The organism is Brevibacillus sp. NPDC058079 (assembly GCF_042885155.1).
GTDB lineage: Bacteria > Bacillota > Bacilli > Brevibacillales > Brevibacillaceae > Brevibacillus.
Map to the genome: position 1 here is coordinate 1 of NZ_JBHVSO010000001.1, position 14,986 is coordinate 14,986.

Sequence of the window (14,986 nt, forward strand, 5' to 3'; positions counted from 1 at the left end):
AGACCCCTCATAGACGATGAGGTTGATAGGTTCGGTGTGGAAGCGCGGTAACGCGTGGAGCTGACGAATACTAATCGGTCGAGGACTTATCCACAAATTCTTAGCAATCATGCATATCTAGTTTTGAAGGTGCATATAATCACGGAGAGTTACCCAAGAGGCCGAAGGGGACGGTTTGCTAAACCGTTAGTATGCGCAAGCGTAGCGAGGGTTCGAATCCCTCACTCTCCGCCTTTTTTATTTTGGCGGCGTAGCTCAGCTGGTTAGAGCGTTCGGTTCATACCCGAAAGGTCGGGGGTTCGATTCCCTCCACCGCTACCAAACTACATAAAAATATGGCGGTCGTGGCGAAGGGGTTAACGCACCGGATTGTGGCTCCGGCACTCGTGGGTTCAAGTCCCATCGATCGCCCCATAACAACATGGGAGTATAGCCAAGTGGTAAGGCACGGGTCTGCAAAACCCTTATCCCCGGTTCAAATCCGGGTACTCCCTCCATTTTAGTCCCAGTAGCTCAGCAGGATAGAGCAACGGCCTTCTAAGCCGTCGGTCGGGAGTTCGAATCTCTCCTGGGACGCCACGCCTTTTCAAAAGATAGCCTCCTTAAGACGTTGTGGCGTCCGCAGGAGGTTTTTTTCGTAGAAGATAACGCGTTTTTCAGGGTGCAAACAGAAGCAAGTGATAAGTCATATGGCCCATTTCAAAAAAATAGTAAAAAAACTTTCATCCACAACTGGAAATATTTTGTCTAATTTGTCATAAATTATGTAAAAAAATCACAGAATATGGCTCCCTTTCTATTCGGAAAATGTGACGAAACGATGATATTTTTGTAGAGAGACGTTTGCATTCTTTCAAAATTTTTGCGACATGTAACTTTCTTTTTCGACAAACGTATCTAATAGAGGACTGGACAAAAAAATGATAGTTTGACAGGAAAAATATGGGCTCCATTCAGTCGAAAACGATATTGACTTGCGAAAATTGATTGTGTATACTCAAAAACGTACTTCGTGTCAACAGAAAAACACGAGTGAAATCAGCGTTTATAGGCGGTCGTGGTGGAATTGGCAGACACACCATCTTGAGGGGGTGGCGGGGCGACCCGTGCGAGTTCGAGTCTCGCCGACCGCACCAATCCCGGAAACAATCAGGAAGAAATGGAAACGAGTGTTTGTATTTTTCTAAATAAACGGAGCCTTTTTCGACAAGGGCTTTTTTTTCTGCCAACTGCGAAGCACTGTCGAATAGAAAGAGAAAAAGGTGGGAAAGGTGATAGCAGTGCCTTGTTTTTTCCCACTTTTGGGTCATTGCTTATGAATCGCATTTGATGTAAACTGCCAATTGAGAGAAAAACAATAGAGAAATGTTGGAAAAACAACACTACCTAAATTCAGATCAGACCCAATCTGGTTTAGGTCGAGGAGAAGAACCCATGAGTGTAATTAGAGAGATCATTGAGGGATTATTCATCGGATTTACTTCTGCGGTGGGTGTAATCGGCACATACCAAACACTAGTTTCTTGTGCAGGCCTGTTCCGCAAAAAAGAGCAAGTAACAACTGAGCCGCAAAAGACGTTTGCTGTGCTCGTGGCAGCTCACAATGAGAGCGCCGTAATTGCTCCGCTTATTGAAAACCTGAAGAAACTCGACTATCCACGTGAAATGTACGACATCTTCGTCATTTGCGACAACTGTACAGATAACACGGCAGAAATTAGTCGGGCGCATGGTGCAATTGCATGTGAGCGTTTTGACACATCCAAGCGTGGGAAAGGCTACGGCATCGAATGGATGCTGGAGAACCTCTGGGCAAGACCTAAGCAGTATGACGCTGTCGTCATGTTTGATGCTGACAACTTGGTTGAGAAAAACTTCCTGAAAGTAATGAATGACCGTCTCAGCAAAGGGGCGCGTGTGATTCAAGGTTACCTCGACTCTAAGAACCCGTTTGATTCCTGGATTACGTTGTCCTATGCGGTTACCTACTGGTTTACAAACCGTATGTGGCAGCTGGCTCGTCACAATTTGGGACTGCCGAATACTTTGGGCGGAACTGGCTTGTGCATTGAGAGCAACCTGCTTAAAGAAATGGGCTGGGGAGCAACCAGTCTCACGGAAGACCTGGAATTTGCAACACGTTGTATTGAACGCGGTATTTACCCGACTTGGGCACATGACACCAAGGTCTGGGATGAAAAACCGATTGATTTAAAATCGTCAATGCGCCAGCGTTTGCGTTGGATGCAAGGGCATTACGATGTGGCAGGACGCTACATTCGAGCTGTTTTGTTTAATGGATTGAAGTCAAGAAAGCTGGGAATGCTTGACGCAGCCTTCTACCTCTTCCAACCGATGTATGTGCTGATGGTGACGATGATGTCGGTATTGTTCTTGGCAAGATTTTTTGATATCGGTACGCTGACAACAGTATCCACGATCTTGCCTACATGGCTGGTATACGGTTCTACTGCCGTGTTCTACCTGTTGCCGATCTTGGCCCTCTATTTGGATAAAGTTCCGTGGAAGGGGTATTTCGGGCTCCTCTTGCTACCATTCTTTTTCCTGACCTGGCTTCCGATTATGTTTTACGCGTTCTTTACGAAGAAAAACCAAGAGTGGAGTCATACCTCTCACACACGCGCGATTCGTATTGAGGAGATCCAGCAATAGTGACGTAAACAAGCAAAACCACAGGGGGAATTTTCACCTGTGGTTTTCCTATTATCTTAAAGTAGCGAGACCGTTGCCGAATTTGGTATAATGACGTGATCAAGCAAGTAGCGTTCGCCAACGGGATTAAGGCACCAGCGCCAGACGTAGCGGTGCCCATAGGAGGAAAACAGCAATGAAGCTCGCGACAGATATTCACAACAACGACGTCCCATTGTTGTGGGGCGATAAACGATACCATACATGGAATTATCATTTAAGAGGGACTTTTCACGAAAAGATTTTCAAGGTTCCATTGGATGGCGGTTTTAGTTGTCCGAATCGGGATGGGAAAGTGGCGACAGGCGGCTGCACGTTCTGCAGCGCGAGAGGATCTGGAGATTTTGCTGGTGACCGCAGGATGGATCTGGAAAGACAGTTTCATGATGTGAAAAACCGCATGCACGAGAAATGGCCGCAAGCCAAGTATTTGGGCTTCTTCCAAGCGTACACGAATACGTATGCACCTGTGGAGGAGCTGCGGGAGATGTACGAAGTTATCCTCCAACAAGAAGGTGTAGTCGGACTCTCCATTGCCACACGTCCTGACTGCCTGCCAGACGATGTTGTGGAGTATTTGGCTGAATTGAATGAGCGCACATATTTGTGGGTGGAGCTCGGTCTACAGACAGTCCATGAGCACACAGCCCAGTTAATTAATCGAGCCCACGATTATCAATGCTACGTGGATGCTGTAGAGAGGTTGCGCAAGCACAATATCCGTGTATGCTCTCATATCATCTACGGATTGCCAGGAGAGAGCCACGAAGAGATGATGCAGACGGCAGATGCTGTGGCACATCTGGATGTGCAGGGGATCAAGATACACCTGTTGCATCTGCTGCGCAAAACGCCGATGGTGAAGCAATACGAAGCAGGACTCCTGGAATTCCTGTCACAGGAAGAGTATACGAAGCTCGTTGTGGATACATTGGAAATTTTACCTCCAGAGATGATTGTTCATCGAATCACAGGTGACGGACCACCTGATCTCTTGATTGGACCGATGTGGAGTCGCAAAAAGTGGGAAGTTCTGAATGGCATTGATGCAGAACTGAAAACGCGGAATAGCTGGCAAGGAAAGTTTTTCGTGCCACGTACGTAAAGATGCAGCAACAAAAAGGGAGCCTTTTTAAGGGCTCCCTTCTTTTTTATAGATTGCGAATCAGATTTCTCGCACGCTTCGGGTAATTGGTGATCAGACCATCTACACCAAAGTCAATGGCTCGCTGGATTTGCCGACCAGTATTTACCGTCCAGCTCAAAACTTCAAAATGATGCTCCTTTGCTTGTTTGACCAAGTCTTCTGTCAATTGATCAAAAGGGACGTGCAATTGATCAGCTCGATAGCTGCGGGCTACTTCCCAAGGCTTGGCGAGTGGTCCAACATATAAGAGTCCCGTCGTTTGCGTGGCATCCAATTGCTTGATTCGTAAAAGGCTGTCGAAGTTAAACGTTGAAATAATGGTTCGCTCCGTTAGCTGATATCGCCTGATTTGTTCGATGACGAGCTCCTCTAAGTGGGGTTGATCCAGGAAAAAATTTTTCATCTCAATGATGAAGCGCAGTGGTGTGTCGACAAACGTCTGGAATACCTCCTGCAGGGTTGGAATGTGGGCTTTTGGTACTCGCATAGACGAGTCTTTATCCGCACGAAGCTGACGCAGTTCACGCAATGTGTAATTTCGCACCAATCCAGAACCATTGGTCGTACGCTCCAGGCTGTGGTCATGAATGACAGCCAGCTTATTATCACTGCTGAGCTGGACGTCCAATTCGATCCCATTGGCTCTTCTGCGGACGGCTGCTTGAAACGATTCCATCGTATTTTCCGGATACAGGCCGGAAGCGCCACGATGGCCATAGATAAGTGGGGGCACGAGGGCTTCCTCCCTTCTCGAGCGTGTGTCACCTACTACCATGATATGTAAAGGGCCCCTCGATACAACCTGACATGAGAGGCATCTCCAGGAGTCTATCCGATTACGACGAGTACGATGACCAAAAGGACAAAGAGGACAAGGATCAGGGCAAAATTGTTATTGCAGCTCACAAAAAACACCCTCCTTCTCGCACATGAAGCATCTACTATCATGGTATGAAGAACGAGTAAATATGACCCAACAATATGCCCACCTTGTGTTTTTTTGTGCATGAGGAACGCTTTTTTATACAGATTGGCAGATGACGGCCTTACTTGTTTTGCTACAATGAGAGGAGGAGTACTATAGGGGAGGATGAAGACGTGATAAATGTTGTAGGCGCACAGGACGCTGGCGACCTGATCATTGATCGGCAAAATCGCCGGGTAAAGCTGCACGTATATGAACCTTCACAAATCGAGCAGTGGGATCGGGTCATGAAGGAGCTGGCCGAAGAGTCAGAGGCAACAAAAGTCATTGTGTACGGGAAGAAACAAGATATTCCGCAATGGCAATCCCTGGGTTACGAGCTGGAGGGAACCATCGATGGTTTTTTTCAAGGGGATAACGCACAGATGCTCACCTGTTATCTGACGAAAGAGCGGGCTACCTCTGGTGCAGCAAAACTTGCCGAGGAAATTCTTACGCTGAGCCTGTCAAAAGCGGGGAGTACGATAGAGAAATCATTACCCGAGGGATACCACCTGCGTGAAGCAACGGAGGCAGATGCGAAGGAATTGGCGTGTTTGTATGGACTGGTATTTGCGACGTATCCTACACCGATGAACGATCCGTCCTACATTCGCAAAACCATGCAAGAAGGTACCATCTACTATGTCGTTGAATTTGAAGGCAAGATTGCATGTGCTGCGTCAGCTGAAGTATCCGAACGATTTGGTTCAGCGGAAATGACGGATTGCGCGACCCATCCAGACCATGCGGGGAAAGGTCTCCTCCAACCGCTGTTTATCGCGCTGGAACAAAGGATGGAGGAGGCGGGGATTTACTTTTTGTACACCTTGACCCGGGCACAATCTGCAGGAATGAATGTGACGGCTGCCAAAATGGGCTATGCATACCGCGGACGGCTAATTAACAATTGTACGATCTTTTCAGGTTATGAAGACATGAATATATGGGTAAAGCCACTTCGCCCCACGAGGGAATAACAGGCTACCTGTTTGTAGGATACAACTGCTGCTGCAGACGACGGGCCATCAGGGCCAACTGAAGCTGCCAGCGTTGATGAGCATCCTCCAGGCGGTAGCCTGTTTTTTCTTCAATTTGGGTCAACCGGTACTTGAGCGTATGTCGATGGATATACAAGGCTTGCGAGGTCTGTAGACCGTTTCCATTCTGGGCCAAATACACTTCAAGTGTTTCGAGAAGCTGTTGATTGTATTTCGTATCATAGCGAATTAATGGTTCCAGCAATGGGTTCCACAGGCGGAGCAAGCTTTCTTTTTCACGATGGTACGGAAATAAAAACTGATAGCCCTGCATATCCCGGTATCGCAAGATTTGCGGGGATTGGGCCAACAGTGGGTACGCTTGTAGAGCAAACATCGCTTCTTCGGAGGCACTGACGACGTTTGGCAATTGCTCACAGGGATTGCTCAAGGCGATCCGTAGGTCAAGTGTAGGGTGCAGCCCTCTCCAGCGGGAAGTGAGCTGTTCCAGCAAGCGCAGGCTCGTCTGATCATCCGGCAAAATAAACAAGAGGCAATGTGGCCGCTCGCGCAGCAAATAAGAGCGCTGATGACGATCGCTAAGCCTCCGCATCAACGTAATGACACTTTGATGCATGTCTCCGAGCATCGTCTGATCGGTTACCTCTACGCGAACAGCGACACAGAGATGATGTCCAGCAAGCGGGTACCCCAGCATGCGACAACGGCTCTCAAGCTCCGTATGGGTCATCTGTTGTCCGTTCAGCAGTTCCTCCACAAAATCCCCTTTTAACCGCCATTCCGTTGCGGCTACGGCTCTTTCTTTCACATATTCGAGTGCACATAAGGTAGCAGCATGCTGTAGAGCGACGTCATCGAGTTCTTTCCAGGCGTGTTCGGGCTTGGCTAATGTCAACGTGCCAAAATGCTCGCGATTGGCGCGAATCGGTACACGATGCGCGATTTCCTGGGACTGATCATGCGGCAGTGCTTCCGAACTGCCATGCTGTGTGACTTCAAAGCCTAATGCATCGACGAGCGACACGACGCCTTCCGTAAGTGCAGCGAGCTCGCCTGCGATGGCGGGAAGGCCTCCTTTGGACAGGGCAGCTTCAATTATTCGATTATGAATCGCCGAGGAATAGGCCAGCGTTTCAAATTGCCGATTCATGATCGGCTGCAAGATGGCTTTGGTTATGGTTGAAAAGTTTATCTCCGTGGGAATTTCAATCAATGGAAGTTGATAGTGATCCGCCAAAGTCAAAAACGTCTCGGGAATTTCCCGTAAATAAAAGCCCGTATGAATCGCAACGCCACTCAGCTTTTGCTTCGCCAACGAAGGAATAAAAGAAGCGAGCTTTTCCGTATGTTCAGCCAACCCAAAGCCGGTTGTAATCAAAAATTCGCCTTCCTGCAAGCGACTCGTATCCTCCAGCACCTCGACAATTGTCACCCAACGAATCGGATTGTCCAGTCCGCCTGCTCCTGCGATCAGCCTGGTGTGAACCATGTCCGGCAGTTGCAGCGCTTCTCTTATCGTGATGGTCATCAGGTATCTCCTCCAAAAGCCTCGGTAAAGGTTCTCTTATACAAAATGTACAAAAGATTTTGTCTCTTTTCCATGTTTTTTTGCCAGCACGTAGGATGGCTCTTGCGTGCTGGTCAGCTAGGATAGAGGTAGAGAATAAGCGAGGTGGCGACGAAAATGACAAAAAGCTATGTAATCAAGCCTGAATTGGGCAAAGAGTATCCAGTTATTTCTCACGGAAAAGGCATCTATCTTTACGATAAAGAGGGGAATCGTTACATCGACGGTTCCAGTGGAGCGGTGACGGCAAGCATTGGTCACGGTGTAGAAGAAGTGGCTGAGGCGATGTATGCACAAGCCAAGGAGGTTTCCTTCGTATACCGCTCACATTTTAGCAGCGATGCTGTGGAGAAGCTGGCTACAAAGCTGGCTGAGTGGGCACCAGGCTCACTGAACTGGACGTTTTTTGTCAGCAGCGGTTCGGAAGCAACAGAGACTGCACAAAAAATCGCGATTCAATATTGGCAGGAAAAAGGAAGACCAACGAAAAACCGGATTATCTCCCGCTGGATGAGCTATCACGGGATTACAATGGGTGCACTTTCGATGTCTGGACACGTCTTGCGCAGAAAGCGGTTCACCTCATTATTGGCTGACTATCCGGCAATCACAGGACCATATCCGTATCGCAAACCAGAAGACATGTCCCTCGAATCGTATGCGCTTGCGTGTGCAAACGAACTGGAGACCGCAATTTTGCGCGTCGGACCTGAGCAGGTAGCCGCATTCATCGCAGAACCGGTCATCGGGGCTTCTGGTGGAGCGGTCGTGCCACCAGATGGTTACTTCCAATGCATTCGCGAGATTTGCGACAAGTATGAGGTTCTGTTTATCGCAGACGAAGTGATGACAGGGGTAGGTCGCACGGGGAAAGCGTTTGGGATCGACCATTGGGGCGTCGTACCTGACCTGATGGCATTGGGCAAAGGCATGAGTGCCGGTTACACGCCTATGGCTGCTACGATTGTCTCTGACAAAATCATTGAGACCATTACAAAAGGCAGCGGCTCGATTATGGCAGGACATACGTATAGCGCCAATCCACAATCTGCTGCTGTTTCTCTCGCTGTCCTCGACTATGTGGAGAAGCATCAGCTAGTCGACAAAGCAGCAGAACAAGGAGCCTATTTGCTTGCAAGCCTAAAAGAACTGGCTAAGGAGCTCCCGTTGATCGGAGATGCACGTGGTCTTGGCATGCTGTGCGCGCTGGAATTTGTGAAAAACAAGCAGACAAAAGAACCGTTTGCGCTTTCGCAAGGAGTTGGCGTGAAGGTCATTGAAAAAGCATTTGAAAAAGGCTTGCTTATTTATCCTGCAATGGGCGGAATCGAAGGGGTGGCAGGAGACGCTGTCATCATCTCACCTCCACTGACCATTACTACGGAGCAAATCGATGAGCTGATATCTCTGCTGAAAGAAGCGGTGATAGCTGTTCAGCAAGAGCTCCAAGACAAGGCACTGATCGGATAGAAAAGGAGGAACGAGGATGACAAACCGATTTGAAAAGGTCGTCTCCCTGTCCGAAGCGCTCGCCCATTTTCGCGATGGGATGACGCTGTTGGCAGGGGGCTTCGGTGGGGTAGGAAACCCGCCTACTTTGATTCAGGGGATTTTGGATAGGGGCGTGCGCGATCTGACGCTGATCAGTAACGATACGGCTTTCCCGCATATCGGAATCGGCAAGCTGGTGACCGAAAAGCGCGTCAAAAAAGTGATAGCTTCTCATATTGGCTCAAATCCGAACGCAGGGGCCCAAATGACGGCTGGAGAGCTGGAAGTAGAGTTCTGCCCGCAGGGGATACTTGCAGAGCGTGTACGGGCAGGTGGAGTCGGTCTGGGAGGCATTCTATCGGATGTCGGCATCGGGACGATCGCGGAAAAAGGGAAGCAGAAGGTCGTTCTGGACGGAAAGGAATATCTATTGGAGACACCGCTCACTGCCGAAGTGGCTATCGTACATGCGAAAAAAGCGGATCGCTTTGGCAATTTAGTGTTTGATACAAGTGCACGCAATTTCAATCCGTTAGTGGCGATGGCGGGCGACATTACTATCGTGGAAGCGGATGAGATTGTCGAGGTAGGCATGATCGACCCGGAAGAAATCGTCACCCCGGGCGTTTTCGTGAACTTTATCGTCCAAAGTGAAGGGGTGAACTGGCAATGGGCATGGGAGAAGTAAAAGAAACAGAGAGCTATCGTGAGCGTATTGCCCGCCGCGCAGCATTGGAAATAGAAGACGGCATGATTATTAATCTGGGAATCGGTATTCCAACGCTAGTTGCGGATTTTATTCCAGCTGACAAACGGGTCATGTTTCACGCGGAGAACGGCATTCTCGGTACAGGACCAAGCCCTGCGAAAGGGGAGGAGAACGCCATGCTTTGCAATGCAGGTGGTTTTCCTGTCACGCTCGCCACAGGGGCATCCTTTTTCGACAGTGCGACTGCTTTTGCCATCATCCGCCGTGGGCTATTGGACATGACGATTTTAGGGGTCCTGGAAGTAAGCCAAAATGGTGACATTGCCAACTGGATCGTTCCAGGGAAACGTGTCCCAGGCATGGGAGGAGCAATGGAGCTGGCACAAAAGGCCAAGAAGGTCATGGTTGTGACCACGCATCTGGATAAAAACGGACGTTCGAAAATCGTTCGGGAATGCTCACTGCCGTTAACCGCGACCAAAGCTGCGGATTTGATCATCACGGACATGGCAGTAATGGAGGTCATGCCAGATGGGTTGTATCTACGAGAAGTCATGTATCCATACAGTGTAGCTGATGTGATTGGAGCAACGGAAGCCGAGCTCAAGATGGACGGAGAGGTTGGCGTTTTCCGCTAAGCAAAGACAAAAACCATGGAACGGGGGAAAAACATGGCAAACTGGCAGGTGCTTATTCGGGAGCAATTGGAAAAAGATCGCGAGGCCGCTGTTCAATTGCTACAGCAATGGGTAAAAAGCCCGAGCGTACAAGGAGAAGAGCAATCCATCCAGCAAAGCATTGCTGAGCTTTTGAGGCAGATGGGTCTGGATGTTGACTTATGGGTCATGGAAGGCGAAGAGCTGGTGTCACATCCGTATTTTGTCTCCCCGCGTACGACGTTTGAAGGTAGCCCGAATGTCGTCGGTGTGTGGAAGGGGCAAGGAGATGGGCGTTCCATCATTCTAAACGGACACGTGGATGTAGTTCCCGCGGGCGATCTGGCACAGTGGAGCGATGATCCGTTTAGCGGGAAGATTGAGGACGGCAAACTTTACGGACGCGGAGCAACCGACATGAAGGGTGGAAACTTATCTTCAATATTGGCGATCCAGGTTCTACAGAAGTTGGGTGTGCAACTGAAAGGCGACGTCATTTTTCAGAGCGTCGTAGAAGAAGAAAGTGGTGGTGCAGGAACATTAGCGACGATCATTCGCGGTTACAAGGCGGATGCTGCCCTGATTCCAGAGCCGACCAATATGAAAATTTTCCCGAAGCAGCAAGGCTCCATGTGGTTCAGATTGACTGTCAAAGGGCGTTCTGCTCACGGAGGGACCCGCTACGAGGGAGTCAGCGCCATCGAAAAGAGCATGCTCGTCGTTCAAGCAATTGGCCAATTGGAAAAAGAGCGTAACGATCGACTCGACGATCCGCTCTACGCCAAGCTGCCCATTCCGATCCCGATTAATCTGGGGGTGATTGAGGGTGGCAAGTGGCCTTCGTCTGTAGCTGACCTCGTCAAGCTGGAAGGAAGGATGGGGGTTGCCCCAGGAGAGCAGATGGACGATGCCAAAGCAGAAATGGCAGCAGCACTCAAAAAGCTGGCAGAGGTCGACCCGTGGTTTGCAGAACAGCCGGTTGAGCTGGAGTGGTTCGGAGCTCGCTGGGTTCCGGGAGCAGTGGAGCTAGATCATCCGTTGATGGATATTCTGCATGCGCAGTTTGAAGCTGTGACAGGAGATCGTGCCACTGTGGAAGCATCGCCTTGGGGAACAGATGGCGGGTTGTTGACTGCTTTGGCCAATACCCCAGCGATTGTTGTTGGACCTGGAGTCACACAGGTTGCACACTACCCGAATGAATACATCGTTTTGGATGAGGTATTCCGTTGTGCTGAGATCTTTGCGCTTACGTTACTCGAATGGTGCGGTGTGGCTGAAAGTGTGAAAGAGTAAAAAGATATCCAAATATTTCAAAAACACGACAGGAAGGCGCGCGCATGAGGGAGAATGATTGGAAGGTGAACTCCAATCAATGAGAGTGGGGATATGCCGATGAAAAAAACGTGCTTTATCGGGGGAGCGTGGGTGCCAGCCACTGATCATGCACCGCTACTCTCTCCATGTACGGGTCAAGAGATTGCACAAATTTCGCAAGCAGACTCATCATTGGTTGAAAAAGCAATTGCTGCGGCCCACGAAGCGACAACCGTCATGCGACGCCTTCCTGCCTATCAACGCGCCTTCCTGCTTGAAAAAATCTCGATATTGATGAATGAACGTTTGGAGGAAGCGGCGCGGATCATCGCAATAGAAGCGGGGAAACCAATCAAAACAGCCCGCGGTGAAGTGATTCGAACCATTCAGACGTATAAGTTTGCAGCAGAGGAAGCCAAACGCCTCCACGGAGAAACCGTACCACTCGATGCAGCTATCGGGGGAGAGGGACGCTTGGCTTATACCGTGCGTGAGCCACTGGGAGTCATCGGAGCCATTACACCCTTTAATTTTCCAATGAATCTCGTCGCCCATAAGGTCGGACCTGCTCTCGCTGCTGGCAATACCGTTGTTCTCAAGCCTGCATCGCAGACACCGCTTAGCGCATTGTTTCTCGCAGAGCTCGCAGAGCAAGCTGGTGTGCCTGCTGGCGCCCTCAATGTGATCACAGGCAGTGGAGCGAGTGTTGGCGATAAAATCGTGTCTGACCCGAGAGTCAGGGCGGTGACGTTTACAGGGAGCCCAAGTGTTGGGCTGGATATACGCAATCGAGCGGGTATGAAAAGAGTCACGCTCGAGCTGGGGTCGAATTCGGCAGTGATCGTTGATCGTGATGTGCAACTGAATGAAGTGATACCCCGATGCGTTTTTGGCGCCTTCGCCTACTCTGGACAGGTATGTATCTCTGTGCAAAGAATTTATGTGGTCAAAGAGATCTATCAAGATTTCGTCCAACGTTTTGTTGAACAAACACGAGCACTTCGCGGTGGTGAATCGCTCTCTGAGGACGCGGACTATTCCGCGATGATCAATCCGCGCGAAACAGAACGTGCGATGGAGTGGATTCATGAGGCGCTCCAGCAGGGGGCACTTCTGGAGTGTGGGGGACAGATCGTGGATCGGATGCTCCAACCTACGGTGTTGACCGGTGTCCCGGCAGATGCAAAAGTATCTTGTCAGGAAGTATTCGGCCCTGTCGTTCTAATTAATCCAGTGGAGTCCGTCCGGCAAGGCATTACGTTGGTCAATGATTCTCGCTATGGATTACAGGCTGGTGTCTATACCAACAATCTGTCGTTGGCTCTGGAAGCGGCAGAAGAGCTGCGCGTGGGCGGTGTGATGGTGAATGATATTCCGACTTTTCGCGTGGACCATATGCCCTACGGTGGCGTAAAGGAAAGCGGACTTGGTCGGGAAGGGGTCAAATACGCGATAGAAGAAATGACGGAATTGAAATTCGTTGCCATCAAGCGATAAAGGAAACGAATACGGGCTCTTGCAAAAAATAGTAGAGCTGTGATATAGTATGTATTGTTGAAATACGGAGGGATACCGAAGTGGTCATAACGGGGCGGTCTTGAAAACCGTTAGAGTGCAAGCTCACGCGGGTTCGAATCCTGCTCCCTCCGCCATAAATACAAATGAACCGACTCCAGTTAAGTAGCTGGGGTCTTTTTTATGGTCGAGAGCTTTGAGAGAAGTTGATGTTTCTTTTTTGTTAAAATATCAGAAAATAAAGAAAACTATTATATAATGGAGATGAGACTATAAGTGATGGGGGAATTTGCATGCTCGAAGCGCAAAGGGTTCGTAGAAATGCACTTGGCGATATTTTGCGAAGAAGTCGTGGACGAAATCCTGATAAGCCTGCCCTGTACTTTGAGGAAGAAGTATTGACTTACACGCAGCTTGATCAGCTTGCAAATAAGACGGCTCATACGCTTCTTTCAAAAGGCTTGCAAAAAGGGGAGCGGGTGGCAGTACTGTCACGCAACTCGATGGATTTTGCGATTCTGAACTTTGGGCTAGCGAAAGCAGGAGTCATCATGGTGCCAATCAACTTCATGTTGAATAAAGAAGATGTCGCCTATATTTTGGGGCATTCGGAAGTGAGTGCGTGCTTCGTTGCTCCCGAATTCCTGCAGCTCGCTCAAGACGGACTCCAATTAACTGGAATTTCCCCCAAGCTGCTTTCCCTCATGTCCAAACCAGCAGTACAAGCAGGGGAATGGTTGCCATTTCGCACGCTGATTGAAGCGGCAGACGACCAAGAGCCTGAAGTAGACATAGCGGACGATGATGTTGTGCAAATTTTGTATACCAGCGGAACGGAATCAAAGCCAAAGGGCGTTATGCTCACTCATAAAAGCATCATCTCTGAATATGTCAGCGCGATTATCGAAGGAGGGATGACGCAGGATGATGTGGCTGTTCACGCACTTCCCTTGTTCCATAGTGCGCAGCTTCATTGCTTTTTGGGACCGTACGTGTACCTTGGTGGGAGCGGAATTATTTTGGAACAGGCAACCCCTGCGTTATTGCTGCAGACGGTAGAGGCGTATAAGGCTACCCAGTTGTTTTGCCCGCCTACCGTGTGGATTGCTTTATTGCGTTCTCCCGATTTTGCCGCTCGTAATTTGAGTTCTTTGCAAAAGTGCTACTATGGTGCAGCGATCATGCCCGTAGAAGTGTTAAAAGAGCTCGGTCAACGCCTCCCGAACGCACAGTTTTACAATTTTTACGGACAGACGGAAGTGGCGCCATTGGCAACTGTTTTACAACCGAAGGATCAGATGAGAAAAGCGGGCTCTGCAGGCAAGCCAGCATTAAATGTGGAAACGAAAATCGTCGATGATGATGGAAATGAAGTCCCTCGTGGAAGTGTTGGTGAAATAGTTCACAGGACCAGCCATGCGATGCTGGGTTATTTCCGTGATGAGGAGAAGACACAGGCTGCCTTCCAGGGAGGGTGGTTTCACAGCGGGGATTTGGGCATCATGGATGACGAAGGCTATATCACCGTGGTTGATCGGAAAAAGGATATGATTAAATCGGGGGGAGAGAACGTAGCAAGCAGAGAGGTTGAGGAGCTTATTTATCAACATCCGAAAGTGTCCGAGGTTGCAGTGATCGGAGTTCCCCATCCGTACTGGATCGAAGCAGTGACGGCTGTCGTTGTGCCAAAAGCAGGTGAGTTACTGACTGCTGACGAGATGCTTGCTTTTTGCAAAGATCGTCTTTCCTCCTTCAAAGCACCCAAATATGTAGTGATTGCTGACAATCTTCCCAGAAACCCTAGCGGCAAAATTTTGAAAAGAGAGTTGCGCCTCCGATACGAAACGCTGACGACTTAGCCAATCGCAAGGTCCAAAGCGCAGAAAAACCCGCTCTGTGATGAAGCG

The 14,986-nt window shown here is 49.4% G+C and carries 12 protein-coding genes, 7 tRNA genes and 1 rRNA gene; 17 read left to right on the forward strand and 3 right to left on the reverse strand.

The window, feature by feature from the left end; genetic code table 11:
* From ACFVS2_RS00005 to mnmL, 9 genes are all read left to right on the forward strand, one after another.
* Nucleotides 1-94: ribosomal RNA gene (locus ACFVS2_RS00005) — 23S ribosomal RNA — on the forward strand; the annotation flags it as partial.
* Between the two features lie 49 nt (nucleotides 95-143).
* Nucleotides 144-231: transfer RNA gene (locus ACFVS2_RS00010), tRNA-Ser, on the forward strand.
* Between the two features lie 13 nt (nucleotides 232-244).
* Nucleotides 245-321: transfer RNA gene (locus ACFVS2_RS00015), tRNA-Met, on the forward strand.
* A 17-nt stretch (nucleotides 322-338) separates the two neighbouring features.
* Nucleotides 339-414: transfer RNA gene (locus ACFVS2_RS00020), tRNA-His, on the forward strand.
* 9 nt (nucleotides 415-423) lie between these two features.
* Nucleotides 424-497: transfer RNA gene (locus ACFVS2_RS00025), tRNA-Cys, on the forward strand.
* Nucleotides 498-502: 5 nt separating this feature from the next.
* A tRNA-Arg gene (locus tag ACFVS2_RS00030) sits at nucleotides 503-579 on the forward strand.
* Nucleotides 580-1,051: 472 nt separating this feature from the next.
* Nucleotides 1,052-1,136: transfer RNA gene (locus tag ACFVS2_RS00035), tRNA-Leu, on the forward strand.
* Nucleotides 1,137-1,434: 298 nt separating this feature from the next.
* Complete coding sequence (locus ACFVS2_RS00040) at nucleotides 1,435-2,673, forward strand: glycosyltransferase family 2 protein (protein WP_007724131.1); 1,239 nt, start codon at nucleotides 1,435-1,437, stop codon at nucleotides 2,671-2,673.
* 175 nt (nucleotides 2,674-2,848) lie between these two features.
* Nucleotides 2,849-3,817 (forward strand): tRNA modification radical SAM protein MnmL/YtqA, encoded by a 969-nt coding sequence (gene mnmL / locus ACFVS2_RS00045; RefSeq protein ID WP_390229531.1) that lies wholly within the window; start codon nucleotides 2,849-2,851, stop codon nucleotides 3,815-3,817.
* Nucleotides 3,818-3,863: 46 nt separating this feature from the next.
* Here the strand turns inward: mnmL and ACFVS2_RS00050 are convergent, their stop codons facing one another.
* Both ACFVS2_RS00050 and ACFVS2_RS00055 read right to left on the reverse strand, forming a co-directional pair.
* The gene (locus ACFVS2_RS00050) at nucleotides 3,864-4,592 is read right to left on the reverse strand and encodes a glycerophosphodiester phosphodiesterase (RefSeq protein WP_390229534.1); all 729 of its coding nucleotides are present in this window, start codon (nucleotides 4,590-4,592) and stop codon (nucleotides 3,864-3,866) included.
* Between the two features lie 95 nt (nucleotides 4,593-4,687).
* The gene (locus ACFVS2_RS00055; RefSeq protein WP_390229537.1) at nucleotides 4,688-4,867 is read right to left on the reverse strand and encodes a YjcZ family sporulation protein; all 180 of its coding nucleotides are present in this window, start codon (nucleotides 4,865-4,867) and stop codon (nucleotides 4,688-4,690) included.
* Between the two features lie 90 nt (nucleotides 4,868-4,957).
* Between ACFVS2_RS00055 and ablB the strand changes: the two genes are divergently transcribed.
* On the forward strand, nucleotides 4,958-5,803 hold the full coding sequence (gene ablB / locus ACFVS2_RS00060; protein WP_390229540.1) for a putative beta-lysine N-acetyltransferase: 846 nt from the start codon (nucleotides 4,958-4,960) through the stop codon (nucleotides 5,801-5,803).
* Nucleotides 5,804-5,807: 4 nt separating this feature from the next.
* On the opposite strand, the gene ACFVS2_RS00065 is transcribed toward ablB, so the two are convergent.
* Nucleotides 5,808-7,352, reverse strand: a complete 1,545-nt coding sequence (locus ACFVS2_RS00065) for a PucR family transcriptional regulator (RefSeq protein WP_390229543.1) — start codon at nucleotides 7,350-7,352, stop codon at nucleotides 5,808-5,810.
* A 156-nt stretch (nucleotides 7,353-7,508) separates the two neighbouring features.
* On the opposite strand from ACFVS2_RS00065, the gene ACFVS2_RS00070 reads away from it, so the two are divergent.
* The 7 genes from ACFVS2_RS00070 (at nucleotide 7,509) to ACFVS2_RS00100 (ending at nucleotide 14,938) form a co-directional block, all read left to right on the forward strand.
* Complete coding sequence (locus tag ACFVS2_RS00070; RefSeq protein WP_390229546.1) at nucleotides 7,509-8,861, forward strand: aspartate aminotransferase family protein; 1,353 nt, start codon at nucleotides 7,509-7,511, stop codon at nucleotides 8,859-8,861.
* A 16-nt stretch (nucleotides 8,862-8,877) separates the two neighbouring features.
* Nucleotides 8,878-9,570: a 3-oxoacid CoA-transferase subunit A gene (locus tag ACFVS2_RS00075; protein ID WP_390229548.1), complete on the forward strand. Its 693-nt coding sequence runs from the start codon at nucleotides 8,878-8,880 to the stop codon at nucleotides 9,568-9,570.
* The gene (locus ACFVS2_RS00080; RefSeq protein WP_017247770.1) at nucleotides 9,552-10,229 is read left to right on the forward strand and encodes a 3-oxoacid CoA-transferase subunit B; all 678 of its coding nucleotides are present in this window, start codon (nucleotides 9,552-9,554) and stop codon (nucleotides 10,227-10,229) included. Before ACFVS2_RS00075 ends, ACFVS2_RS00080 begins: the two co-directional genes overlap by 19 nt.
* Nucleotides 10,230-10,262: 33 nt before the next feature.
* Nucleotides 10,263-11,543, forward strand: a complete 1,281-nt coding sequence (locus tag ACFVS2_RS00085; RefSeq protein ID WP_390229552.1) for a peptidase — start codon at nucleotides 10,263-10,265, stop codon at nucleotides 11,541-11,543.
* Nucleotides 11,544-11,642: 99 nt separating this feature from the next.
* A complete protein-coding gene (locus tag ACFVS2_RS00090; RefSeq protein ID WP_390229555.1) occupies nucleotides 11,643-13,061 on the forward strand; it encodes an aldehyde dehydrogenase family protein in 1,419 nt (472 codons plus the stop codon).
* A gap of 66 nt (nucleotides 13,062-13,127) precedes the next feature.
* Nucleotides 13,128-13,216: transfer RNA gene (locus ACFVS2_RS00095), tRNA-Ser, on the forward strand.
* Between the two features lie 156 nt (nucleotides 13,217-13,372).
* Complete coding sequence (locus ACFVS2_RS00100) at nucleotides 13,373-14,938, forward strand: acyl-CoA synthetase (protein WP_390229558.1); 1,566 nt, start codon at nucleotides 13,373-13,375, stop codon at nucleotides 14,936-14,938.
* The last annotated feature ends 48 nt before the right edge of the window (nucleotides 14,939-14,986 follow it).

What these genes read in the sequence shown, in the direction of transcription:
- ACFVS2_RS00040 (WP_007724131.1), top strand. Translation starts at nt 1,435, where the DNA reads ATGAGTGTAATTAGAGAGATCATTGAGGGATTATTCATCGGATTTACT.
- mnmL (WP_390229531.1), top strand. Translation starts at nt 2,849, where the DNA reads ATGAAGCTCGCGACAGATATTCACAACAACGACGTCCCATTGTTGTGG.
- ACFVS2_RS00055 (WP_390229537.1), bottom strand. Translation starts at nt 4,867, where the DNA reads ATGCACAAAAAAACACAAGGTGGGCATATTGTTGGGTCATATTTACTC.
- ACFVS2_RS00065 (WP_390229543.1), bottom strand. Translation starts at nt 7,352, where the DNA reads ATGACCATCACGATAAGAGAAGCGCTGCAACTGCCGGACATGGTTCAC.
- ACFVS2_RS00070 (WP_390229546.1), top strand. Translation starts at nt 7,509, where the DNA reads ATGACAAAAAGCTATGTAATCAAGCCTGAATTGGGCAAAGAGTATCCA.
- ACFVS2_RS00075 (WP_390229548.1), top strand. Translation starts at nt 8,878, where the DNA reads ATGACAAACCGATTTGAAAAGGTCGTCTCCCTGTCCGAAGCGCTCGCC.
- ACFVS2_RS00080 (WP_017247770.1), top strand. Translation starts at nt 9,552, where the DNA reads ATGGGCATGGGAGAAGTAAAAGAAACAGAGAGCTATCGTGAGCGTATT.
- ACFVS2_RS00085 (WP_390229552.1), top strand. Translation starts at nt 10,263, where the DNA reads ATGGCAAACTGGCAGGTGCTTATTCGGGAGCAATTGGAAAAAGATCGC.
- ACFVS2_RS00090 (WP_390229555.1), top strand. Translation starts at nt 11,643, where the DNA reads ATGAAAAAAACGTGCTTTATCGGGGGAGCGTGGGTGCCAGCCACTGAT.
- ACFVS2_RS00100 (WP_390229558.1), top strand. Translation starts at nt 13,373, where the DNA reads ATGCTCGAAGCGCAAAGGGTTCGTAGAAATGCACTTGGCGATATTTTG.